General features: G+C 61.1%; 19 protein-coding genes. 6 read left to right on the top strand and 13 right to left on the bottom strand.

The features are described 5' to 3' along the window. Positions 1-104: 104 nt before the first annotated feature. The gene (locus tag AC1Z1G_RS04980; RefSeq protein WP_483625357.1) at positions 105-980 is read left to right on the top strand and encodes a helix-turn-helix domain-containing protein; all 876 of its coding nucleotides are present in this window, start codon (positions 105-107) and stop codon (positions 978-980) included. Positions 981-983: 3 nt separating this feature from the next. Here AC1Z1G_RS04980 and AC1Z1G_RS04975 read toward each other — a convergent pair whose 3' ends face one another. From AC1Z1G_RS04975 to AC1Z1G_RS04925, 11 genes are all read right to left on the bottom strand, one after another. After that, the gene (locus tag AC1Z1G_RS04975; RefSeq protein WP_483625355.1) at positions 984-3,425 is read right to left on the bottom strand and encodes a TonB-dependent siderophore receptor; all 2,442 of its coding nucleotides are present in this window, start codon (positions 3,423-3,425) and stop codon (positions 984-986) included. Between the two features lie 175 nt (positions 3,426-3,600). Further along, positions 3,601-5,304 carry a bifunctional metallophosphatase/5'-nucleotidase gene (locus tag AC1Z1G_RS04970; protein WP_483625353.1) on the bottom strand — a complete coding sequence of 568 codons (1,704 nt, stop codon included), beginning with the start codon at positions 5,302-5,304 and terminating at the stop codon, positions 3,601-3,603. Between the two features lie 122 nt (positions 5,305-5,426). Beyond that, positions 5,427-6,071, bottom strand: a complete 645-nt coding sequence (locus tag AC1Z1G_RS04965) for a MotA/TolQ/ExbB proton channel family protein (RefSeq protein ID WP_347904223.1) — start codon at positions 6,069-6,071, stop codon at positions 5,427-5,429. A gap of 36 nt (positions 6,072-6,107) precedes the next feature. Then, the gene (locus AC1Z1G_RS04960; RefSeq protein WP_483625352.1) at positions 6,108-8,351 is read right to left on the bottom strand and encodes a TonB-dependent receptor family protein; all 2,244 of its coding nucleotides are present in this window, start codon (positions 8,349-8,351) and stop codon (positions 6,108-6,110) included. A gap of 57 nt (positions 8,352-8,408) precedes the next feature. Further along, the gene (locus AC1Z1G_RS04955) at positions 8,409-9,149 is read right to left on the bottom strand and encodes an energy transducer TonB family protein (RefSeq protein WP_483625351.1); all 741 of its coding nucleotides are present in this window, start codon (positions 9,147-9,149) and stop codon (positions 8,409-8,411) included. Between the two features lie 4 nt (positions 9,150-9,153). Then, positions 9,154-9,561, bottom strand: a complete 408-nt coding sequence (locus AC1Z1G_RS04950) for an ExbD/TolR family protein (RefSeq protein ID WP_347904217.1) — start codon at positions 9,559-9,561, stop codon at positions 9,154-9,156. A 165-nt stretch (positions 9,562-9,726) separates the two neighbouring features. Beyond that, positions 9,727-10,716 carry a FecR family protein gene (locus AC1Z1G_RS04945; RefSeq protein ID WP_483625349.1) on the bottom strand — a complete coding sequence of 330 codons (990 nt, stop codon included), beginning with the start codon at positions 10,714-10,716 and terminating at the stop codon, positions 9,727-9,729. Further along, positions 10,713-11,285, bottom strand: coding sequence for an RNA polymerase sigma factor (locus AC1Z1G_RS04940; protein WP_483625347.1), 573 nt, complete (start codon positions 11,283-11,285; stop codon positions 10,713-10,715). Before AC1Z1G_RS04940 ends, AC1Z1G_RS04945 begins: the two co-directional genes overlap by 4 nt. 15 nt (positions 11,286-11,300) lie before the next feature. Then, on the bottom strand, positions 11,301-11,627 hold the full coding sequence (locus tag AC1Z1G_RS04935) for a DUF3325 domain-containing protein (RefSeq protein WP_483625345.1): 327 nt from the start codon (positions 11,625-11,627) through the stop codon (positions 11,301-11,303). Next, positions 11,628-13,214 carry a PepSY-associated TM helix domain-containing protein gene (locus tag AC1Z1G_RS04930; RefSeq protein WP_483625343.1) on the bottom strand — a complete coding sequence of 529 codons (1,587 nt, stop codon included), beginning with the start codon at positions 13,212-13,214 and terminating at the stop codon, positions 11,628-11,630. Beyond that, positions 13,211-13,516 (bottom strand): DUF3649 domain-containing protein, encoded by a 306-nt coding sequence (locus AC1Z1G_RS04925; protein ID WP_483625341.1) that lies wholly within the window; start codon positions 13,514-13,516, stop codon positions 13,211-13,213. Before AC1Z1G_RS04925 ends, AC1Z1G_RS04930 begins: the two co-directional genes overlap by 4 nt. A 166-nt stretch (positions 13,517-13,682) precedes the next feature. Between AC1Z1G_RS04925 and AC1Z1G_RS04920 the strand changes: the two genes are divergently transcribed. From AC1Z1G_RS04920 to fecA, 3 genes are all read left to right on the top strand, one after another. After that, positions 13,683-14,219, top strand: a complete 537-nt coding sequence (locus AC1Z1G_RS04920) for a sigma-70 family RNA polymerase sigma factor (protein WP_483625339.1) — start codon at positions 13,683-13,685, stop codon at positions 14,217-14,219. Beyond that, complete coding sequence (locus AC1Z1G_RS04915) at positions 14,216-15,178, top strand: FecR domain-containing protein (protein ID WP_483625337.1); 963 nt, start codon at positions 14,216-14,218, stop codon at positions 15,176-15,178. Before AC1Z1G_RS04920 ends, AC1Z1G_RS04915 begins: the two co-directional genes overlap by 4 nt. Before the next feature lie 117 nt (positions 15,179-15,295). Further along, positions 15,296-17,638 (top strand): TonB-dependent Fe(3+) dicitrate receptor FecA, encoded by a 2,343-nt coding sequence (fecA, locus tag AC1Z1G_RS04910; RefSeq protein WP_483625335.1) that lies wholly within the window; start codon positions 15,296-15,298, stop codon positions 17,636-17,638. Positions 17,639-18,056: 418 nt separating this feature from the next. On the opposite strand, the gene AC1Z1G_RS04905 is transcribed toward fecA, so the two are convergent. Together AC1Z1G_RS04905 and AC1Z1G_RS04900 are read right to left on the bottom strand one after the other, a co-directional pair. Then, positions 18,057-18,464, bottom strand: a complete 408-nt coding sequence (locus tag AC1Z1G_RS04905) for an HPF/RaiA family ribosome-associated protein (protein WP_483625333.1) — start codon at positions 18,462-18,464, stop codon at positions 18,057-18,059. A 212-nt stretch (positions 18,465-18,676) separates the two neighbouring features. Continuing rightward, the gene (locus AC1Z1G_RS04900) at positions 18,677-19,624 is read right to left on the bottom strand and encodes a LysR substrate-binding domain-containing protein (RefSeq protein WP_483625331.1); all 948 of its coding nucleotides are present in this window, start codon (positions 19,622-19,624) and stop codon (positions 18,677-18,679) included. A 135-nt stretch (positions 19,625-19,759) separates the two neighbouring features. Between AC1Z1G_RS04900 and AC1Z1G_RS04895 the strand changes: the two genes are divergently transcribed. Then, positions 19,760-21,136, top strand: a complete 1,377-nt coding sequence (locus AC1Z1G_RS04895; RefSeq protein ID WP_483625329.1) for an L-serine ammonia-lyase — start codon at positions 19,760-19,762, stop codon at positions 21,134-21,136. A 207-nt stretch (positions 21,137-21,343) separates the two neighbouring features. After that, complete coding sequence (locus AC1Z1G_RS04890) at positions 21,344-22,636, top strand: HAAAP family serine/threonine permease (RefSeq protein ID WP_483625327.1); 1,293 nt, start codon at positions 21,344-21,346, stop codon at positions 22,634-22,636. Positions 22,637-22,747 lie beyond the last annotated feature (111 nt).

Raw genomic sequence — 22,747 nt, 5'->3', positions numbered from 1 at the left:
CCGCCCACCGTGCCACGCGCTTGCATAAACTTGCGCTTTTGCAGGTGCACAGGCTGGCAGCGCGAAGGTGACAGGGTAGGATGCAAGGCGTTGGAGAAACGATCATGCCCGCACTGGAAACCCTGCAAGTCTTTCAAGCCCTCAACCGCTCGCCCAATGCTCGCCTGGAGCACAGCGCCGAGCTCGGTGACGGCATGGCCGCAGCCTTGTGGAGCAACCATCACGACGCCCAAGAGTATGAAGCGCCGGGCCATCACACCCTGTCCTGCTACATCGCCGGGGGCACCGGGACCTTTCGCCGCGAATCACCCGGCACCAAGGGCGGCCCGGACAAACTGTGCATCCTGCCCGCCGAACACCAGTCCGCGTGGGTGATCAACGGCGAAATCCGCCTGGCGCACCTTTACTTCAGCCCCGAGCACTTCGCCCTCGGCTGCGTAACCTTGCTCGACCGCGAACCCCGCGAGCTGCAACTGCGCGAAAGCACATTCCTTGAGGACGCACAGCAAGCCTGGCGCTTTCGTCAGTTGATTCAGTTGAACTGGAACGAGCCCGGCGAACGCCTGCTGACCAGCAGCCTGGCCCATGAAATGCTCAGCCATACCTTGCTCAGCCAGGTTGGCCTGCGCCAGGGTTTACGTTTGAGGGGTGGCCTGGCCGCCTATCAGCGCCGGCATCTGATCGAATACATCGACAACCATTTGGCCGACCCCATCAGCCTGGGTCAGTTGGCGGGCCTGTGTGCGTTGTCGGAATATCACTTCGCCCGGATGTTTCGCCAGAGCTTTGGCCTGCCGCCCCATCAATACCTGTTGGCCCGGCGCCTGTCTCATGCGCGGCAGTTGCTGCGCAGCACTGCCCAGCCGTTGGGCGACATCGCACTGGCCTGCGGCTTTGCCAGCGCCAGCCATTTCACTAACCGTTTTAAGCAAGCCATGAAAGGAACGCCCGGCGAATACCGCCAGGCGTTTTTGCGCTAACCGTCAGAACTCCAGGGTACTGGACAACGACACCTGCCGCGAATCGCCCATCGACACAAAGAACCGGCTCGCCGCCGAGGTGTAATAGGTGCGATCAAACAGGTTCTTCACGTTGAGCTGGAACTTGACCTTCTGCCCGTCGAGTTGGGTGTCGTAGGTAGCGAACGCGTCCGCCACGGTGTAGCTCGGCAACTGGAAATCGTCCACCGCGTTGCCGGCCCGCTCACCGACATACCGCGCGCCCGCCCCCACTCGCAATTGATCACCGCCGATGAGGCTGCCGAAGTCGTAGACCGCCGACAGCGCGCCGGTGTTCTTCGCCACGTTTTGCAATGGCTTGCCTTTGAGGACCGGGTCCTGGGTGACTTCGGCATCGGTGTAGGCGTAGCTGCCGATCAGGCTCCAGCGCTCGCTCAACTGGCCCATCAGGTCCACTTCCAGGCCCCGGGAACGTACTTCGCCGGCCGCGCTGTAGGCGATGTTGTTCGGGTCGGCGGAGTTGGAGACCATCACGTTGCGCTTCTTGATGTCGAACAGGGCGATGTTGCCAGTCACACGGCCCGGCATGTCGAGCCTGGCTCCCAACTCCCAGGACCTGGATTCTTCCGGCGCCACGCTGCCATCCAGCACCTGGGTACTGCCGCTCAACGGAGCAATGGTCGAGTTGGGTTTGAAGGACTCGGTGTAGCTGCCGTAGAACGACAACTCATCGGTGTAGCGATACACCAGGCCGGCACGCGGCACCCACTTCTGGCCGTTGCTGTCGGTGTTGGCCTTGAACGGTCGCCCCTTGCCCGCGTACTGGTCGTACGCCTGGAAGCGGGCGCCCGCCACCAGGATCCATTGCTCGTTCAAGTGAATCGAGTCCTGCAGGAACAGCGAGTCACTGCGCAGCAGGTCGGTCTGGGCGCTGTCGGCCGGGCTGACCGTGCTGCCCGCGACTTCACGACCGTAAACCGGGTTCAGGTAACTGAAGGTCGGGTACTTGCTCTTCTGCCGGATCAAATCTGCGCGGTAATACTTGCGGTATTCGTCATCTAAACCGAATACCAGATCGTGCTGCAGGCTGGCGACGTCGACCTTGCCTTCCAGGCTGACGGTGGCAAAACGGTCGGTGCTGATGGCGCCCTGAGTGCCGTCCATGCTGCGGGTCAGTGTGCCCTTGGCGGGGTTGATCGACACGAGCCGGACCTGGCTGGCGTCGTAGGTTTCGCGGTTCCAGCTGTAGCCGAAATGGGCTTTCCAGTTGTCATTGAGTTCGTGGTCGGCCTGGAAGTGGTACAGGTCCGAACGGCCTTCCAGATTATTGAACGGTTCATCAAGCCGACGCTCGCTCGGGATATTCAGCGGGTGATGGGTGCGCGGGTCAATCGCGGTTCCACGGTCGAACGGCGTGAGGAATTCACGGTGCTCATAAGCGAGTAACAGTTGGGTGTTTTCGCCAAACCAGGCCAGGGACGGTGCGATCAGCGTCTGGCGGTTGGTGCCGAAATTGCGCCAGTAATCTTCATCCTCGTGGTCGAGCACCATGCGGTAGGCCAGGCCGGAGTCCCCGAGCGCGCCGGTGCTGTCGAGCCCACCGCCGCTGCCATGCTTGCCGTTACCGTAAGTCGAACCCCGCAGGGTCACGGCGTTGTAGGCCTGCAATTGCGGCTGCTTGCTGACCAGGTTCACCACACCGCCCGGGTCCTGGATGCCGTAGAGCAAGGACGCCGGGCCCTTGAGCACTTCAACCCGGTCCACGGTGGCATCCAGGCTTCGACCCTGCACCAGCGGCATGCCGTCGCGCATGATCGAGCCGTTTCGGTTATCGCCAAAGCCGCGAATCATCACCGCATCCAGGCTGTTGCCCAAGGTGTTGCCCTGGGTGATGCCGCTGACATTGGCCAGCGCATCGTCCAGATTACGCGGCACCTGGTCGCGCAAGACCTGGGCCGGCACCACGTTGATGGTCTGCGCAATTTCCTGAAGCGACGCCGACGAGCGCGCCACCGAGGTGGTGGACGGCGGTTGATACGTCATCGGTTGCTGTGCGACCGAGGTGATGGTGGTCGCGCCAAGGTTCAAGGTGCCCGCCGTAGGCATCGGCTCCAGGGCCAAGGTTCGGGCGTCGGTACGGCGGAAGGTGAAACCGGACGCGCTCAGCAACCGTTGCATGGCCTGCTCGGCGCTCATCTGACCGTTGACGGCCGGCGCGTTGAGGCCATACGGCGCCTCGTCGGTGTAGACCACGCTAATACCGGTAACCCGGCTGAAGTCGCTCAAGGCTTGAGGCAGCGGCTTGGCCGCGATGCTGAAGGTAAACAGTGCGCTGTGTTGTTCGGCGGTCTGCGCCGCAAGCGCCACGTTCAGCGGTAACAAGGCCAGCGCCGAAATGGCCACTGCCCAAACACCGAACCATTGTTTGACCGAACTGCCTGCCACCGAGTTTGCCCTGGACTTCATTGCTCACGACCTGTGTGTAGAACCGCTACGGATGCGAATCACTCGCACTTTCAAGCACTACACGGATGTCGCCCGGGTTTACCTCATCGTTTTTTTGAAATTATTTGCCGTTAGCCCGCAGAGCGTCACCGGATGCCTTCCCATGTGGGAGCGTGGGAAGGCTCCCGCGACCGGGTTAGTTGACCTTCACAATCCGCCCGGCACTGAGCGCCGCGCCTATCGGTTTGCCCTGCTGATCCATGCGTTGCAGGTAATCGATCAGGCCATCGAGGTCGGTCACACCGAGGTCGCTACGGTTGACGCCTTGCTTGAACACCGTGAAGCGGTCGCCGCCATCCGCGAGAAACGCGTTCACCACCACGCGATAAACGCGCTGGGGCTGCAAGGCCTTGCCGTCGAGACGAATGCTGCCCGGCACGACACGGCTGGCCAGCGGGCGCGTGGCGTCCCAGCGGTAGCTGAACCCCTTGGACACTTGCAGCACATTGACGTCGTCTTCGGCCTTCCATTGCTGGTTGAGCAGTTGCTCGATCTGCCGGCCGCTGAGGTCGAACGCGATCAGGTTGTTGTTGAACGGCTGCACGGTCGCCACTTGCCCGTAGTTGAGGCGCTGCTGGCCAGGCAGCAGGGCGAAGTCGCCGCGAATGCCGCCGTTGTTCATGAACGCGACATGCGCCCCGTGTGCAGCGCCCGTGGCCAGTTGCGCGTCGGCAATCAGGTCACCCAGTGGTGTCGCGCCGCCCGCATCTGCCGCACGGGTGATGGGGGACGCGGCAATGGCGCCCACCGGTTTGAGCAGCACCGTGTTGCTGCGGGTTTGCACTTCCTGCTCCAGGGCGGCCATCTGCGGATCGGCCGGGTACTGCGCCGGATCGGCCAACAAGTTAGTCGCCTGAACCCGCGTGACCTGATGCTTTCCGGGGGTGATGTCGAGGGTCAGGTGGGTCATCAGGTGCCCATACGAATTGCCCTGGGTGACCAGCAACGGACCGACCTTGCACAGGTAGCCTTGGTGGGAATGCCCGGTAATCAACACATCCACCGCCGGGTCCAGACGCTTGGCCACGTCCACGATGTCGCCACTCAGTTGCGAGCAATCCTGCTTGTCGAACGGCTCGGGCGTCGCGCCGCCCTGGTGCACCACCGCGACAATCGCGTTGACGCCCTGCCGGTTGAGTTCGGGAATCAGCCGGTTGATCGACTCGGCTTCGTCCTCGACGCTCAAGCCCCGCATGCCCTTGGCGCTGACCACCGAGGCCACGTCGCGCAGCACCGCGCCGACAAACGCGATTTTCTGGCCCTTGACCTCTTCGATGCGGTACGCCGGCAACAACGGCTTGCCGGTGTCGGTATCCATCAGGTTCGCCGCCAGGTACGGGAAGCCGCTGCCCGGATAGGTGGGGCGAAACTGGCAAGCCTTGGTCGGACGCGAAGACTCGCAGCCGCCCTTGAGCTGGCGCAGGAATTCGGCCTTACCGTTGTCCAGTTCATGGTTGCCGATGGCGCTGAGTTTCATGTTCATATGCCGCAGCGCTTCGAGCGTCGGTTCGTCGGCCCACATCGCCGACAACGGCGGGCTGCCGCCCACCAGGTCGCCAGCGCCGATGAACAGCAACTGCGGGTCGTCCTTGCGCAACTGCGTCAGCATGCCGCCGAGGGTCGCCACGCCACCGGCCTGCATCCGGCGTACGCCACCTTCGGCGTTGGCATCACGAAAGGCGTAGGGGTTGGCCTGTAAATAACCGTGCAGGTCATTGATCGCCACGATGTTCACGGCGACCGGTTGCGCGGGAGGTTGAATGTGGGCGCAACCGCCCAGCACAGCGACAGCCAATGCAACAGCACCGACCTGCCGTGGGAATGAGGCGAAACGGGACATCCGAAAATCCTTTTCTCTGTAAGCGAAAGACCTGCCCATCGCGCGCGATGAAATTCACCCATCGCATGCGCAAAAAGAACGGCCCCGGGTAAAACCCGAGGCCCCTGCCCAACCCAACGGGGTCAGGCCGGTTGCAACTGCCCGTTTATGGCACGAGGCGTCTCGACCACCTTGAGCGCCGTGCCCATGCCGGCGCGCAGCAACAGGATTTTCAGGTGGTCGGTAATGCGCTCCACCCGGTCCTGAAAGTGGTTATGGAAAATCATGCTGCCCAGGGCAATCGCGATCCCCAGTGCCGTGGCGTACAACGCGGTGCCGATGCCTTTGGAAACCTCGCCCGGATCGGACACACCGGTCTCGGCCAAGGCCTTGAAGGTGTCGATGATCCCCAGAATGGTGCCCAGCAAGCCCAGCAACGGCGCAGCGGTAACCACGGTTTCGAGCAGCCACAAACCATGCATCAGCTTGCTGCGGGTTGCAATGTAGATCGACTCGCTGAGGTCCTCCAGGTCCTTGTGGCTGGCCAGCCCCTGCTTATGTGCAAACAGGCTGTCGAGCATTTCCAGCGGCAGGCTGTTGCGCTGACGCAAAGCGGCGGGCAAGTCCTCGACCGCGTGCATGGAAGGGTTGAGCACCGCTTCGAGTTTTTTTGCCTGACGCAGGCTGAAACTGAAGTAAATGCCACGTTCCACGGCGATGAAAGCAGCAATCGCGGCCGCGCCGTACATGGTGTAGAAGGTGATGTCGTGCAGCAGATTCATGTCCATCGGTAAACCCTCGTGTAGGGACGAATTCAGCAGAAATCAGAACGCCGCTTCCAGCGAAACCACGGCCGTGCGTTCTTCGCCGACGTTGTAGTACGCAGTGCTCGGCGCCAGGCCATTGGTCTTTTGCGAGTTGAACGACACCGTGCGCGTGGAGGACAAATATTCCTTGTCGAACACGTTGAGCATCGAGAAACGTAGGGTCGCGGACTTCAGCAGTTTTTTGTCCACTGGCAGGCGCACGCCGCTATTGAGGTCGACCACGGTACGCCCGGCAATCTTCTCGTCGTTGGTCAAATCACCGTAGTAACTGCCCACGTATTTGCCCGCGACGTTGCCGTAGTAACGGCCATCGTCATAACCCAGGCTCAGGTTGAACATGTTCTGCGGCACGTTGGCCAGTTGCTTGCCGGAGGTGGGCAACAACACGCCCTTGTTGCGCAAATCGTCCTGCTGCTCAGACTCGGTGTAGGTGTACGAGGCGTAGTAGTTGAAGTTGTGCGGCAGCAGGCCGCTCCACTCCAGTTCCAGGCCTTTGTTGGTCACGTCGCCGACGTTGGTCACCACGTAGTCGCCATTCAGGTCGGTACTCGACAGCTGCCGTTCCTTGAAGGTGATGTAGAACAGGCTCGCACTCAGCGCCATGGCGTCTTCGCTGTAGCGCCAGCCCAGCTCCTGGTTCCAGCTCAACTCAGGCTTGAGGCTGAACGAATCACCCTTGTTGTACAGCACGTAGTTGGGCGGTGTGCGCATGTTGCGGGTGACGTTGTAGAACGCCTGGTTGGCCGCATCGACCTGATACTTGGCGCTGAAGCTGGGCAGGAACTGATGGTAGCGGGCGTCTTTCTTCTCCGGTTTGTCGGTGAGGCTGCCCAGGTTGTTGCCATCGCGCTCGACGTACTGATACGCCAGGGCACCGGTCAGGGTCAGGTCCGGGGTCGCCAGCCAGGTGTCCTGCACCCAGAGTTTCTGCGCCGGTGTCACGGTGTACTGGTGACGGCCCTGAACGGTCTTGCCGTTGCGGTCCACCAGTTGATTGGAAGCACCATAGTCACCCCAGATGTCCACCGGGCTGCCACCCGGATTGATCGCGATGAACGGCTGGGTCTGGCGCTGGCGTGCGCGCTCGTACCAGTAGCCGACGTCCAGGCTGTGTTCCTCGTTGATGTCCCATTTCAGTTTGCTGGTCATGCCAGGGCGCCAGGTCTCGGTCCATGACGGCCGATAATAGGTGTTGGCGCCCAGCCCCTTGAGGTCGTAGTTGCCCGCCTTGCTTGAGGTGCTGGTGACGGTGCTCGCGGTCTGGCCGCTGAAACTGCCGCCGCTGGACCAGACGTAATAGGGGTTGAACGTCAGCGTCAGGTCATCGCGCAGTTGAAAGCGCTGGGTCACGGACGCGGTCACGCTTTCGAACGGGTTGCGGTTGAGCTTGTAGGATTGCAGCACCTGACCGGCCTTGTTGTAGACAGTCTTTTCAGCGTAATCCAGGCCCCGGCCCTGGTTCTCGAACTGGGCCTTGCTGAGGGTGTTGTAGTTGTAGTTTTCCTGGCGGTTGTATTTGACGATGGCGTTGGTCGAGTTGCCGTTGTCGTCTTCAAACAAGGTGTTCCATTCCACCTTGTCAGCCAGCAACGAACCTTTACCGCGCCACTTGTCGCCTTCGGTATGGGACGCCGACACCCAGGTCTTGAAGCCGCCCAGATTGCCGGTGTTAACCCGTGCGAACGTTTTTTGCAGGTTGTTCGAGCCCAGGGATTGCTTGGCGAAGATGCCAAAATCCTGTTCCGGGCGAATCGTCACCATGCCGATGTTGCCGCCGCTGGAACCGATGTGCGGGCCATCGGCTTCGGAAGAACCTTGGGTCACGAACACTTCGGCAAGGTTTTCCGGGTCGCCCAGCAAGTTGGGGTAAATGCTGTAGTCGCCCGAGTCGTTAATCGGAAAACCATCGGAAGAAAGGCCGACCTGATCGGAGTTCATCCCGCGCATGGTGAAACTGGTGCCACTCAAACCAGTGGCGTCAGTGCTGGAAACGTTAATCCCGGGGGTGTACTTGAGTTTGTCGATACCATTGGAAGTGGGCGCCATTTCATCCATGGCTTCCTTGGTCACGGTGGAACGCGACTTGGCACTTTCTTCCTTGATCATATGGCCGTTGCCCAGGGTTTGTTTGCCGGCCACATTCACCGCGCCCACATCCACCGAGTCGTCAGCCAGTACAAACGGCGCAAAGCCGCCCAGGCCCGATGCTAATAGCAGGGCATAGAGTTTATTGATTTTCACGGGTAGTCCCTTACTTACATCTATTGAGAGTTGAGGGCGGGTTATTCCACGCTAGTGCTATTCCACGTTGTAACTGAAGGTCGCGGTAAACCGTTGTTTGTCTTTGCCGGAGAATGCCTCGGAGGGAAACGGCGAGACTTTCTCCACGCGGCGCAAACTGGTTTGTGCGGCCCGGTTGAGCAACATGTTCGGCGCCTTGCTTTCGATGCCGCTGTTCAACACGTTGCCGGAGCGGTCAACTTCCAGCCAGATCACCACATCACCGTGGGGGCGTTGCAATGACGCTTCGCGGCCGCTGGGGTATTGCTTGTGTTTTTCCAGTTCCCTGCGCAATGCCACGGTGTAGGCACTTTCCTGGGTGGCGTTGCTCGGCGCCGGGTTGGGGGCCGCCGGTTTTGGCGCGGCGCTCGCAACCACAGCAGCGGGTGACGCCGTGGGCGCAACCGGGGCCGGGGCAGCGGGTGCAGGGGGCGCAATCGTTTGCTTCACCACCACAGGTTTAGGCGCGGGAGGGCGTGGCTTGACCACCGGTTTGGGTTTGGGCGGCTCGATGACCACCGGTTCAACCATTTCCGGCTCGATCACCGGGGGCTCAGGCTCGGGTGGCGGTGGCTCGGGCGTGGGTTCGACGGTGGCCAATAAATCAGCGGCATCGATCAGCGCGATTTCGACCGTGCTCTCGTCGTACACCGGTTTGATCTGCAAACTCTGCAGGCGGCTGGCGTAGACAACGAGAACCACCAGACAAGCCGGCAGCAGGCACGCGATCAACTTGCGAGCGTTATAAAGTCTGAACATGGCGTCAGGTCTTGCGCGTGGCGATAGAAACGGAAGAGAAGCCATTGCCCTTGAGCAGGTCCATCACCGACACCAGCCGTTTGACTTCAACACCCTGGTCGCTGTTGATAATGATCACCAACTTTTCGGCGCTGTTGTTCAGCACTTTAAGTTGGCTCAGCAAGGCACTTTCATTAATGTCCAGGCCGTCCAGTTGCAGACGCTCTTCAAGACCCAGGGTAATGATGGCTTTGTTTTGCGGTTTTAATTGTTGCGCCTGACTGGCGACGGGCAGTTGGGTCTTGATGCCCACTGCGGGAATGACGTTGAGGCTGATTAATACGAAGAACACCAGCAGAAACATCATCACATCGATCATCGGGATGATTTCGATATGAGCTTTCTTCTTGTGGGTGACATCCCAACTGCGCATTGCACACCTCCCTTTTATTCAATCATCTGAATGACGAAAGAGCCCTCCGGCTGTTCCTGACCATTTGTTCAGGAATGCGCAGATCATCCTCGGGAGTTGTAACGGTTTAGTGACAGAACAGTGGAATTGAGATGAAGGTTGGATGACGAGCCTGCAAGGCCCGGCTCAGCGCAGGATAATCAACCGCCCCAGCACGCTGTGTTGTTCGAAGCCGAGCACGCCTTGCAGGGAATTGAGCACCGCTTGCGGGTCCTGATGGGGGAAACTGCCGCTGACCCGGCGGGTGGCCAACGTGTCGCCGAGCAGCAGGATACGGCCGGGGTAATACCGGCGCAGGTCATTGACCACCTCGCCCAGTGGTGCCTTGGCGTAATTCAACCAGCCCTGACGCCAGGCCAGTCGGACCTCGCTGTCGACGGCGTGCAACGGTTCGGCGACACCGGCGCCATAGGCCACTTGCTGGCCCGCCGTGAGAATCTGCTGTGCGGCGCCCTGCCCGGCCGTCACCCCGACGCGCCCCGACAACACGGTCACCTGCGCCCCGGCCGGTTGCAAACGAACTTCGAACTGCGTGCCCAACACCCGCGCTTCGCCTTGTTCGGCCTGCACCACGAAGGGCTCGCCGGTGTGGGTCACGCTGAAAAAACCGGCGCCGCGCCGTAACTCGATGTGCCGCTCACCGTGGCTGAAGTCCACGGCAATCGCGCTGTCGGCATCGAGGGTCACGCGAGATTGATCGGCCAGGGTTACAGTGCGAATTTCGCCCGGGGCCGAGACGTAGTCGGCGCCCAGGTCATCGACCCAACGCAACGGCTGCCACCCGGCCCCCATCGACACCATCAACAGCAAACACGCAGCCATCGCCAACGCCCCTGACCAGCGCCGCACACGGGAGCGCCGGGGACGGTTCATCGCAGCGAGGAAACCCTGCAAGGCCAAGGCGTCTTCGTCGGCGAGGGTGCGGGCCGGCACCTCGCTCAACTCCCACACGACCTGCGCCTGGGCATACGCCTCGACATGGGCCGGGTCGGCCTGCAACCAACGGCTGAACGTGAGCTGATCGCCGCTGCTCGGCTGGTCATGCAACAGGCTCAGCCAGGCCAGCGCGGCTTGCTCCTGATCGGGCGTCGGGATGACGCGGGCGGTGTGATTCACGGTGCTTTCCCTGGCGTGCGCGACGGTGGTTCTCGCAGGCTGGCCTTGCAGGCTTCGAGGGCGCGCATCATATGTTTTTCCACGGTGCTTTGCGAAAGGCCCATGGCCTTGGCAATTTCGGCGTACTTGCGGCCGTGAATGCGATTGAGCAAAAAGATCTGCCGCGTGCGCTCGGGAAGGCTGCGTAACGCGGTTTCGACATGGCGTAAATCGTTGCCCGCTTCCAGCGCCGCTTGCGGTTCACTGCCCTGGTTGTCCTGTTGCTCCGGCAACCAGCCTTCGTTGACCCGCACCCGCGCGCCTTCGCTGCGCAAGTGGTCGATGGCGATGTTGCCGGCGCAACGCAACAGGTAAGTGCTGAGCTCTTCAACCTGCACCAGCGGTCGACGCCAGAACCGCAGGAACAAGTCCTGCACCAGGTCCGCCGCCGTCGCCCGACACCCTACGCGCCGACTGACCAGCGCTTCCATCTGCGAGCGCTGGGACAGAAACACCTGCAGAAAGTGCGCACGACCGCCCCGCACTTCGGCGTTGTCCAGGTCAGGTAATTCGGGCGGCGTGCCAATCATCAAACGTTGCCTGAACTACAGCGACGCAAACGCGGCGACCGGGCTGGCAAGCAGACCCAACACAGCCATCGCCAACGCCCAACGCGGTCGATACGCCAACAACCAGACCAGCAGCAAAGCGCTGATCATCAGCACCGCGCACCACTCCACCAGCCCTCGGCTCCAACCGAACGTCACCACCGCCACCCACAACGACAGCACCAGCAGCGACCCGCCGCCAAGGCGCAAACCCAGCCGACGCCGAACCGACGTTTTTTTCCCGAGCACCTCGGCGTGGTGCCGATCCAAGGAGAGGCACAATGCAGTGAAACCCGTGTAGCAGAGCAGCAGCGCCAACAGCATTCAGCTCACCTTCTGTTCAAGCGTCAACGGCCGAGGCCGTTCGGCGCGGGGTTTCGCGGCGGTTTGAGTCGTGGCCAAGCGCTGCATTTTCCACGCGGCCCAGGCCAGAAATACACCACTGCCCAGGCACGTCAGGTCGAAACCGGCCATGGCCCAGTCCCCCTGAGGGATGGAGGCACCAAGGTGTTGCGCGGTGGTCAGTGCGTTGAGCACCGGCACGCCGGCAAACAGCAGCGCCGCCAAGGTCAGTTGCTCGACCCACGCCACGCGACCGCGCCGAAGCATCGCGTGCAACACGCTCAGGCCCCAGGCAATGAAGAAACTGTTCACTTCCCATTGCGCACGTTCGGCCAGCGCCAGCGGCAACAGGCGATTGGCCCAGAAGAACGTCGCCACCGCCAGCAACAGCCCCGACATGCCGGCGACATTCAACACCTGCACCAGCCGTAACTCGAACGGCATCACGCCACTTTTGGCGTGTTTCAACTGACGTTTTCCGAGCCACAGCACCAGCCCGGTGCCGATCATCGCGGTGCCCGCCAGGCCAAAGATGAAATACAGCCAGCGCAGCACCGGTTCGGCAAAACGCCCCATGTGCAACCCGTAGAAACTTCCGGCAACCGCCATGGGCAGCGATTGCCCCGGCGATACGTTCAGCACCTGGCCACTGACGCCGTTGAACGACACCAGGTTGCCGAATTCATGCACCACCCGGTCGGACCCGTCGCGATACACATTCACCGACGCATTGAGATCGCCAGGGTTGTTCACCTCCACTTGCGCCACGCGGCCACCCGACCATTGCTCGCGCACCTGCGCCATCAACGACCCCAAGGGCATCAACGTTCCTGGCTTGCCGGCCGCAGGCACGGTTTCAGAGTCCGGGAAAATGTCGTTGAAAAAACCTCGGGTATTGCCGTCATAGGAAACGAGGATGCTCGCCGGCATCACCATCGTCATGAAAATCACCAGGCTGCTGTAGGTGATCATCAGGTGAAACGGCAGCACCAGCACACCCAGTGCGTTATGCCCGTCGAGCCACGAACGCTGCCCCTTGCGCGGACGGAAGGTGAAGAAGTCCTTGAAGATTTTCTTGTGGGTGATGATCCCGCTGATCAGCGCAACCAACATCAACATCGCCGCCGAGGTCGATAACCAGCGGCCCCACGGGTGCGGCATTTGCAGCTGGAAATGGAAGCGGTAGAAGAATTCGCCGCCTCGGGTTTCGCGGGCGTGAAGCTCGGTACCGGTTTGCGGGTCGAAGAGTTTTTCGGTGAAGTTGCCGCGCTCGCCTTCGGCGGCCGGGTCCTGCCACATGACCGAGAGCGCCGGCTCACGAGCGTTGGGTAAAGTAATGAACCAGCGTGAGGCACCACTGGCGTGTTGCTGCAAATAATCCTGCGCCAGCACCAGGCTGGCGTCGGCGCTCACCGCACGCATGGGCACTTCGGGTTGCATCCAGTGGCTGATCTCGTCCTTGAAATACGACAGGGTGCCGGTCAGGAAAATCGCGAACAGCAGCCAGCCGAAAATCAACCCGGTCCAGGTGTGCAACCAGGCCATGGCCTGGCGAAAACCCTCTTTCATCGGTGGCCCATCCCGTAGGCGAGCCCGGCCAGCGCCGCCAGCACCAGGCTCGGCACCATCAGCCCGAACCAGGCCTGCCACGCGGTGCGGCAGGCAAAGCACCAGAGCACCGCCACCAGGTACACCAGAAACGACATCATCATCCCGCTGACCACGGCTTCGGCACGCGGGATCGGCAACCACACACTCAGGCTGACACTGGCCAGCGCCGCAACGGCATAGCCGCCGAACACCGCCGCGAAGATCCGCGACGTGACAGCCAGGCGATAGGAGACGGGAAGCGCGCCGAGTTTGCTTTTCATGTTTCGACCTTGAAACGAGGGGAATCCAGCACGGTGCGACACCTGCACCGGGGCAACGAGGCGCCAATACTAATGATAAATATTCTCATACGCAAAGCAGACTGATGAGACACACGCCGTTCTATCGGTCACAGGCGATTGCCCAAAACCAGCACTCACCTCTACAATGCGAACAATTCTTGTTCTCTTAAGCATCCCCAGGTTGCCCGGAGTGTTCGCGGTGAGCAGTACCGTCGAAGTCCTTTATCACGCCCATCACAACTGGCTCACCGGCTGGTTGCGGCACAAACTCGGCTGCCCCCACAGCGCCGCCGACCTGGCTCAGGACACCTTCATGCGGGTGCTGACCGCCCGTGAAACGCCGCAGATCATCGAACCGCGCGCGTTTCTCACCACGATTGCCAAGCGTGTGCTGTTCAACCATTACCGCCGCCAGGACCTCGAGCGCGCCTACCTGCAAGCGCTGGCGCAGTTGCCGGAAATCGTCGCTCCGTCGGAGGAAGACAAGGCAATCATCCTGCAGACGTTGGTGGAGCTCGATCAACTGCTCGATGGCTTGCCGCGACCGGTCAAGCGCGCCTTCCTGCTCGCGCAGGTCGATGGCCTCGGTTACGGCGAGATCGCCCAGACGCTGGGGATTTCCATCGCCACGGTCAAACGTCATCTGAACAAGGCAGCCCTGCGCTGCTACTTTGCCCTGTGAACGCCGCGATCAACGGCACTCAGCCGGGCTTTTCTTCGCAAGTCGCCGAACAAGCGGTGCACTGGCTGATCGAAATGCAGGAAGCGCCCCTCAGCCCACGTCAGCAACTGGCCTGGCAACAATGGCTGGACGCCCACAGCGAACACCAACGGGCGTGGGAGCATATTCAGCGGGTCAACCAGCGTTTTCGCGGTGTGTATTCACCGCTGGCCCATGCAACGCTCAATGCACCGGCCTCCAGCAGTCGTCGTCGGGCACTGAAACTGATGTTGATTCTCGGGGCCGGTTCCGCCGCGACCTGGGGCCTGCGCGAGCACAGTCCACTGACGCCGATGCTTGCGGATTACCGCAGCCCGATCGGTCAGCGTCGTACCTGGCAGCTCAGCGATGGCAGCCAGTTGCAGCTCAACACCAACAGCTCGGTGGACGTGCGTTTCGATGGGCAGCAGCGGTTGATCCGCCTGCTCGAAGGCGAGATCCTCCTGACCGGCGCCGCTGACAGCCGACCGCTTCAGGTGCAGACCGCCCAAGGCCTGTTGCAGGCTCAAGGTGCTCGATTGAACGTCCGCCAGTTCAGCACCCGCACGCAAGTGTCGGTGTTCGACGGCAGAGTGGAATTACTGCCGGAGCACGGCGCGTCGCTGCGCATCGAAAAATCCCGGCAATTGAGCTTCAGCGCCCAGGGTGCAGAACCTTCGCGAGCCCTGGACGCCAACAGCGGCGCGTGGGCCGACGGCATGCTGGTGGCGGCGCACATGCGCTTGGCGGACTTCCTCGACGAACTCGGTCGCTATCGCCGTGGCCAACTCCATTGCGACGCCAAGGTGGCCGACCTGCTGATTTCCGGCAGTTATCCGCTGGATGACAGCGAACGCATTCTCGACCTGCTGGAAATCAGTTTGCCGGTAACCGTGAAGCGCTTTACCCGCTATTGGGTGACCGTTGAGGCGAGGGCCTGAACCCTCGCCACAGAAAGCGATCATCGAAATTAATTCGTACTACGTGAGCCGTTTTTCAGATCTGGCGTGACAGAGAAGGAAAGCCACCTTGATTCCCTCCTTCTCAGGATCGTCCGCATGCCCGCTCAGCCCTCTCGCCTCACCCCGCTTGCCCGTTCACTGCGCCACCTTCTGCTGGGCGCCAGCCTGGGCCTTGCCATACTGCCGCAAGCCTTTGCCGGCGAGGCCAAGCCGTACCAGATCGCGCCGGCCTCGCTGGAAAGTGCCCTGAACCAATTCGGGCGTGAAGCAGGCGTGCTGATTTCCTTCGGCTCGCAGGTCACCAGCGGTGTGCAAAGCCATGGCCTGAACGGCAACTTCGACGCCGAGGAAGGCCTGAAAAAACTCCTCGAAGGCACCGGCCTGCAAGCCCGCGCCGAAGGCAACAACGCGTTCAGCCTGCAACCGGCCAGTGCGGGGGCTGCCGTCGAGTTGGGCGCATCCAACGTGGTCGGCGACTGGTTGGGCGATGCGGCGCAAACCAATGTATTCGAACACCCCGGTGCCCGTGACGTGATCCGTCGCGAGGAATTCGAACGCCAGGGCGCGACCCAGGCCCGTGACGTCCTGAACCGGATCCCCGGCGTCAACGCACCGGACAACAACGGCACCGGCAGCCACGACATGGCGCTGAACTTCGGGATTCGCGGCCTCAACCCTCGCCTGGCCTCGCGCTCCACAGTGCTGATGGACGGCATTCCTGTACCGTTCGCGCCGTACGGCCAGCCACAGTTGTCGTTCGCGCCGATCAGCATGGGCAACATGGACGCGGTCGACGTGGTACGCGGCGGTGGCGCAGTGCGTTATGGCCCGCAAAACGTTGGCGGGATCGTCAACTTCGTAACCCGGGCTATCCCGGATGCGCCCACCGTCAAAGGAGGGTTCCAGACCGAAACCAGCCCGTCTTCCAGCCATGACGGCTTCAAGACAACCGGCAATCTGCTGGCCGGTGGCACCGCCGACAATGGCCTGGGCGGCGCGCTGCTGTATTCCGGCACACGCGGTGGCGACTGGCGCGAACACAGCGACACCGAAATCGACGACCTGATCCTCAAGGGCAAGTACCAGCTCGACGAGGCGAACAGCTTCAACGCCACCGCCCAGTATTACGAAGGCAAGGCTGACATGCCGGGTGGCCTGAACGTCGCCGACTACAAGGCCGACCCGTACCAGTCGACACGCCCGAACGATCAGTTCTGGGGGCGCAGGACGATGTTCAATGTCGGCTATCGTTACCAGGAAGATCGCCGCGAATTCACGGTCAACAGCTTCTTCACCAAGACCCTGCGCAACGGTTACCTGGACCAGACCAAGTTCCTCTCGCTGTCACCTCGCGAATACTGGGTACGTGGCCTGGAAAGCCGTTTCGCCCAGGGCTTCGATTTGGGCGAAACCGTGCACGAAGTAGGCCTCGGTTACCGTTACATCAACGAGGCCGGCCACGAACAGCGCTTCACCACGCCCATCGCCGCCAATGAATTACCGACCACCGGCAGCAAGCGTGATCGCAATACCCGTGGCAGCACCGAGGCCCACGCGATTTTCCTCGATGACCGCATCGATATCGGCAAGTGGACCATCACGCCCGGTATCCGCTACGAAATGATCGACTCGCAGCAAACCGACCACCTCGCCAACGCCAAATACCAGGGCAGCTACAACACCGCCCTGCCGGCCTTGAACGTCTTGTACCACCTAAACGACAGCTGGAACCTCTACGCCAACACCGAAGGCTCGTTCGGCAGCGTGCAGTACAGCCAGATGCGCAAACGCGTCGACAAGGGTGAAGTCAAACCGGAAAAGGCTCGCACCTGGGAGCTTGGGACCCGTTACGACAACGGCAACCTGCGGGCCGAAATCGGTGCGTTCCTGATCAACTTCGACAACCAGTACGAAAGCAATCAAACCACCGATACGGTGATCGCCCGTGGTGAAACCCGCCACCAGGGCATCGAGTCCAGCATCAACTATGCACTCGACGGTTTGAACCCGGCACTGGCCGGCTTCGATGTCTATGCCACCTACGCGTTCGTTGACGCGAGCATCCGCGAAGACGGGCCAAACAAGGGCAACCGCGTGCCGTTCTCTTCCCGACACAAAGGAACGCTGGGCATCGGTTACACCGAAGGCCAGTGGAAACTGAACCTGGACAGCAGCTACCAGAGCGACCAGTTCGCCGACAACGCCAACACTGTCAAGGAAAGCAAGGCCGGCAACGCAGGCAAGATCCCTGGCTACATGCTGTTCAGCAGCCGGGCGGCCTATGATTTTGGCCCGCAACTGTCGGACCTGAACGTCGCCGTAGGGGTGAAAAACATCCTCAACCACCAGTACTTCACGCGCTCGTTCGATGACAACAACATGGGCAAATACGTGGGCGAACCACGGACCTTGTATGTGCAGACATCGGTGGCGTTCTGAGTGACATCAATGCCCGGCACACACCAGAAAGGAAGCGATAGCTGACACTCCCCGCCTCTATTGCCGATCAAAACCCAGCCCCATTATCTCGGGGCTGGGCCGGTTGACTTATATCGGTTTGGGTCCAGGCGTTGTTTCCAACGGTGCAGGAACAAGTCGTCCCTTCACGGTCTGTTCGTAGTCAAATGCATAGGCCAGTAACTGGCCCTCGCTCCACAAGCGCCCGACAAGGAACGCCGGCCAGCAGCCCTAGCGTCTCTCCGACTTTACGCCGGCGATCTATATCGCGGGCTTCATCAAGTGCCTTTGGGTTCATCGCCGTAAAGCTGGTTGCGCTACGCGCCATGCCTGGGCACAAACAAAACGGGCCTGCAATGGCAGGCCCGTTTTCATTGGGGTGGTAAAGGTATGTCAGGCGTCAGCTATTGAGCGCGGCCTGTTCGTTCTCGAGAAATTCTTCTTCAAGCAGCGCATCGGCATGAGCGCCTGTCGGCAGTGGCGTCACTGTGGCGCGTTTACCGCGCAGTTTGCCAAACAGGTGTTCCAGCGCGTGTTCGAGCTTGGTGGCCGCCCCTTCGATGGCCTGTTCCAGGGTGTCGGCTTTATGAGTCACGGAAACCGGTTGGTGGCCTTTTGGCCGCGCTTCAAGCTGGCAGCGCATGTCGTGTGGTCCGGGTTTATCGCCGTTCTCGTCCCGCAGGTGGACTTCGATCCGTGTCAGGTCCTCTTCATAACGTTCGAGCGTGCTCTCAATGGTAGTACGTACCCACTCCTCCAGTCGGATGCTGCTTTGAATATGGTTGTCGCTATTGACTTGGATTTGCATAGTTCTTCCCTTATTTCAGCTAGCTCGCGAGAGGTCCGGTGCAGTGTTTGAAACCGGGTGTCCGTGACCTCTTGACTACAGAGTTGGGCAGACGGAGAAACAATTCAACCCCTAAAAAAAGATAATTTTTCAGACGCAAATAAAGCCGGACAACCGACAAAAGCGCTGTTAAGGTCGGGAGTTGGGTCGCCCTGCTCTACTGCAACAATTCCTCACAACTGCCCCTCGCCCAAAGGGTGCAAACCGCGAAATATTTCCGCTTCTTCCACCAGCCAGTCATGCACCGCGCGTACGCCCGGATGGCTTAATGCGCCCGGCGAATACAGCAGCACATAACGTTTGTAATTGGGCACCGCGACACCGAACGGCACGATCAAAGTACCGCGTTCCAATTCATCGTTGAGCAGCGTGCGCCGGGCAATCGCCACGCCCATGCCGGCAATCGCCGCCTCGATGGTCAGGTGATTACGATTGAAGGTATGCCCGCGTCGCACCTCTGCCCCGTCGAAACCGATGGCATTGAGGTAGAACTCCCATTCCGCATATTCATAGCTGCCACGCCAGGCGGTGATGTCGTGCAACAACGGAAAATGCACCAGGTCCGCCGGCCCATGCAGTGGCGGGCGACCACGCAGCAGACCCGGCGCACACACCGGGAAAATCTGCTCATCGAGCAAGGCTGTGGATAACAGCCCCGGATAGCTGCCGTCGTTCAGGTCGATGGCCAGGTCGAAGTCACCTTCGTGCAGCGCCACGCTGCTGTCCTCGGCCACCAACCGCAACTGGATATCCGGAAACCGTTGCTGCAAACGCGGCAGGCGCGGGGTCAGCCACTTGCCCAGAAACGAGGGGATCGAACGCAAACGCAACGTGCCGCTGATCATCCCGGCGTCCAGCCGACTCAGTTCGGCGTCGATGCTGCCGTAGGCTTCGTTGACGGTAATCGCCAGGCGCTGGCCTTCGGCGCTCAACTCGACGCCTCGGGCACGTCGATGGAACAGTCGAAAACCCAGGCGTTCTTCCAACTGGCGGATCTGCTGGCTCACTGCGCCAGGGGTGATGTGCAACTCTTCGGCACACCGCGTGAACGACAAGTGCCGCGCCGCACAAGAAAACACATGCAGCCAGACATAGGTCTGGGCATGAAATTGACGACTCATCGTTTAGTCCTGCTAAAGCCTGTCTTAGGAAATTTCGTTGGTCACTGCTGACCGACGTAGGCAGTATCGCCGACATTGCGCTTGTCCTACAAAAAATGGCAGCGATTCCTACTCCATTGCTTGTAAGGCTTTAGCATGGCTATCAGTGTTTTTGATCTATTCAAGGTCGGTATCGGTCCGTCCAGCTCCCACACCGTCGGCCCGATGCGCGCCGCCGCCACCTTCGCCCAATCGCTGTTTGACCAAGGTTTGCTGGGCGATGTCAGGCGCGTGGAAGTCCGGCTCTACGGCTCTCTGTCCGCCACCGGCGTCGGCCATGCCACCGACCGCGCCTGCGTCATGGGCCTGATGGGCGAATGGCCCGACAGCGTCGACCCCACCAGCATCGGCCCGCGCATTCAGCAGTTACGTGAAAACGGTGAACTGCTGCTGGCCGGTCGCATGAGCATTGCCTTCGACTGGCAGCGCGACTTGCTGCTGCTCGACGAAAGCCTGCCTTACCACCCTAACGCCATGTCGCTGACAGCCTTTGGCGAAAACGGCCTACTGTGGGAACAAACCTACTACTCGGTCGGCGGCGGTTTCATCGTCGAAGCGGCCGAAGCCGAGTCGGGCGTGCCGGCCGCCAGCGACGTAGTGTTGCCGTACGAATTTTCCAGTGCCGTGGAATTGCTGTCGCTGTGCAACCAGCACGGCCTGCGGGTTTCCGAGCTGATGATGGCCAACGAACGCGCCTGGCGCAGCGACGCGGAAATCCGCCAGGGCTTGCTGCACATCTGGTCGGTAATGCGCGAATGCGTGGAGCAAGGCCTGCGCCATGAAGGCGTGTTGCCCGGTGGCCTCGATGTGCCACGACGTGCCGCGAAACTGCACCGCAGCCTGCTGGAAATCGGCAAGCCGAACGTCATCAGCTCGACCCTCTCGGCAATGGAATGGGTGAACCTGTTTGCCCTGGCCGTGAACGAAGAAAACGCCGCAGGCGGACGCATGGTGACCGCACCGACCAACGGCGCAGCGGGGATCATTCCCGCAGTGCTGCACTACTACATGAAATTCAACCCCGAGGCCACGGACGACGACGTGGTGAATTTCTTCCTCGCCGCCGCGTCGGTGGGCATCCTGTGCAAGAAAAACGCCTCGATCTCCGGTGCCGAAGTCGGCTGCCAGGGTGAGGTCGGCTCGGCCTGCGCCATGGCAGCGGCCGGTTTGGCCGATGTGCTGGGCGCGACGCCCGAACAACTGGAAAACGCCGCCGAAATCGGCCTGGAACATAACCTCGGCCTGACCTGCGACCCGGTCGGCGGGCTGGTTCAAGTGCCGTGCATCGAGCGCAACGCGATTGCCGCCGTGAAGGCGATCAACGCCACCCAGATGGCCCTGCGCGGCGACGGTAAACACTTCATCTCCCTGGACCGGGTGATCCGCACCATGCGCGATACCGGTGCCGACATGCACGACAAATACAAAGAGACTTCACGGGGCGGCCTGGCTGTCAGCTGGGTGGAGTGCTGACGAGCACTCCTTGACGACTGCCTCTGACAGGCCGTTTGAAACGTAGCGAGCGAAGGCAAGACAAGGCAAAAACAGGCGAGGAAGCGGAGTTTACTGGCTGTAAATGAGCATTCCGAGCCTGTTTTTAACGCAGTATTGCCGAGTGTAGTAGTTTCAAACGGTCTGTCCAACGTGAGCCCGAGCAAGAACAATAACGAGGCAATACCGATGACCGATGTACGTACACCTGCTGCCGAAAATCCTGCTGTAGACCTGACCCGCGACACCGCGACACGCTGGAGTAAACACGACACCACCTGGATGCTTGGCCTCTACGGCACGGCGATTGGCGCAGGCACGCTGTTCCTGCCGATCAACGCCGGTGTCGGCGGTTTCTGGCCGTTGCTGGTGCTGGCGCTGCTGGCCTTTCCGATGACCTTCTTCGCCCACCGTGGCCTGACCCGCTTCGTGCTGTCCGGGCGTTCCGGGGACATCACCGAAGTGGTGGAAGAACACTTCGGCATTGGCGCCGGCAAGCTGATCACCCTGCTGTACTTCTTCGCAATCTTCCCGATCCTGCTGGTGTACAGCGTGGCGCTGACCAACACCTTGACCAGCTTCATGGAGCACCAGTTGCACATCGCCCCGCCGCCCCGCGCGGTGTTGTCGCTGGCACTGATCCTCGGCCTGATGGCCATCGTGCGGTGTGGCCAGGGCGTGATCGTCAAGGCCATGAGCGTGCTGGTGTATCCGTTTGTCGCCGCGTTGCTGTTGCTGGGCGTGAGCCTGATTCCTAACTGGAACGGCGCGTTCTTCGCCTCGGCCAGTGAAGGCATGCCGCTGCCGCTGTTCTTCAAGACCCTGTGGCTGGCGATCCCGGTAATGGTGTTTTCGTTCAACCACTCGCCGATCATCTCGGCGTTCGCGGTTGATCAGAAACAGCGTTATGGCGCCCAGGCCGAATCAAAAAGCAGCGGGATCCTCGCGGTCGCCCACACCATGATGGTGCTGACGGTGATGTTCTTCTGCTTCAGCTGCGTACTGGCCCTGTCGCCGGCCGACCTGGCCGCCGCCAAGGCGCAGAACATCTCGATCCTGTCGTACCTGGCCAACCACTTCCAGACCCCGGTCATCGCCTATGCCGCGCCGTTGATCGCGCTGGTGGCCATCACCAAATCCTTCCTCGGCCATTACATCGGTGCCAGCGAAGGCTTCCAGGGCCTGATCGTGAAAAGCCTGCGCGGCCGTGGCCGGGTGATGTCGGCGAGCTGGTTGAACCGTGCCACCGCGCTGTTCATGATCCTCAGCTGCTGGGCCGTGGCGACCTTCAACCCGAGCATCCTGGGCATGATCGAAACCCTCGGCGGGCCGGTCATCGCCTGCCTGCTGTTCCTGATGCCGATGTACGCGATCCGTCGCGTGCCGTCGTTGCGCCAGTATTCGGGGCAAGCCTCGAACGTGTTCGTGGTGCTGATCGGCTTGATCGCACTGTCAGCGATCATCTACTCCGTCATGCCCTGAAAAGGACCATGAATGAAAAAGGCGGGCCACCGGGTGCCCGCCTTTTTATTGCCTGTTTATTGACCCGGAGCAGCACCGGCATGCCCCTTGCTTCGTCAGACTTGAGGAATA

The organism is Pseudomonas sp. JL27(2026) (assembly GCF_056933555.1).
The sequence above is the reverse complement of the archived record's forward strand: the minus strand, read 5'-3'. Positions and strand labels throughout refer to the sequence as shown.

What these genes read in the sequence shown, in the direction of transcription:
- AC1Z1G_RS04980 (WP_483625357.1), top strand. Translation starts at nt 105, where the DNA reads ATGCCCGCACTGGAAACCCTGCAAGTCTTTCAAGCCCTCAACCGCTCG.
- AC1Z1G_RS04975 (WP_483625355.1), bottom strand. Translation starts at nt 3,425, where the DNA reads ATGAAGTCCAGGGCAAACTCGGTGGCAGGCAGTTCGGTCAAACAATGG.
- AC1Z1G_RS04970 (WP_483625353.1), bottom strand. Translation starts at nt 5,304, where the DNA reads ATGTCCCGTTTCGCCTCATTCCCACGGCAGGTCGGTGCTGTTGCATTG.
- AC1Z1G_RS04965 (WP_347904223.1), bottom strand. Translation starts at nt 6,071, where the DNA reads ATGGACATGAATCTGCTGCACGACATCACCTTCTACACCATGTACGGC.
- AC1Z1G_RS04955 (WP_483625351.1), bottom strand. Translation starts at nt 9,149, where the DNA reads ATGTTCAGACTTTATAACGCTCGCAAGTTGATCGCGTGCCTGCTGCCG.
- AC1Z1G_RS04950 (WP_347904217.1), bottom strand. Translation starts at nt 9,561, where the DNA reads ATGCGCAGTTGGGATGTCACCCACAAGAAGAAAGCTCATATCGAAATC.
- AC1Z1G_RS04940 (WP_483625347.1), bottom strand. Translation starts at nt 11,285, where the DNA reads ATGATTGGCACGCCGCCCGAATTACCTGACCTGGACAACGCCGAAGTG.
- AC1Z1G_RS04935 (WP_483625345.1), bottom strand. Translation starts at nt 11,627, where the DNA reads ATGCTGTTGGCGCTGCTGCTCTGCTACACGGGTTTCACTGCATTGTGC.
- AC1Z1G_RS04930 (WP_483625343.1), bottom strand. Translation starts at nt 13,214, where the DNA reads ATGAAAGAGGGTTTTCGCCAGGCCATGGCCTGGTTGCACACCTGGACC.
- AC1Z1G_RS04925 (WP_483625341.1), bottom strand. Translation starts at nt 13,516, where the DNA reads ATGAAAAGCAAACTCGGCGCGCTTCCCGTCTCCTATCGCCTGGCTGTC.
- AC1Z1G_RS04920 (WP_483625339.1), top strand. Translation starts at nt 13,683, where the DNA reads ATGCGAACAATTCTTGTTCTCTTAAGCATCCCCAGGTTGCCCGGAGTG.
- fecA (WP_483625335.1), top strand. Translation starts at nt 15,296, where the DNA reads ATGCCCGCTCAGCCCTCTCGCCTCACCCCGCTTGCCCGTTCACTGCGC.
- AC1Z1G_RS04905 (WP_483625333.1), bottom strand. Translation starts at nt 18,464, where the DNA reads ATGCAAATCCAAGTCAATAGCGACAACCATATTCAAAGCAGCATCCGA.
- AC1Z1G_RS04900 (WP_483625331.1), bottom strand. Translation starts at nt 19,624, where the DNA reads ATGAGTCGTCAATTTCATGCCCAGACCTATGTCTGGCTGCATGTGTTT.
- AC1Z1G_RS04895 (WP_483625329.1), top strand. Translation starts at nt 19,760, where the DNA reads ATGGCTATCAGTGTTTTTGATCTATTCAAGGTCGGTATCGGTCCGTCC.
- AC1Z1G_RS04890 (WP_483625327.1), top strand. Translation starts at nt 21,344, where the DNA reads ATGACCGATGTACGTACACCTGCTGCCGAAAATCCTGCTGTAGACCTG.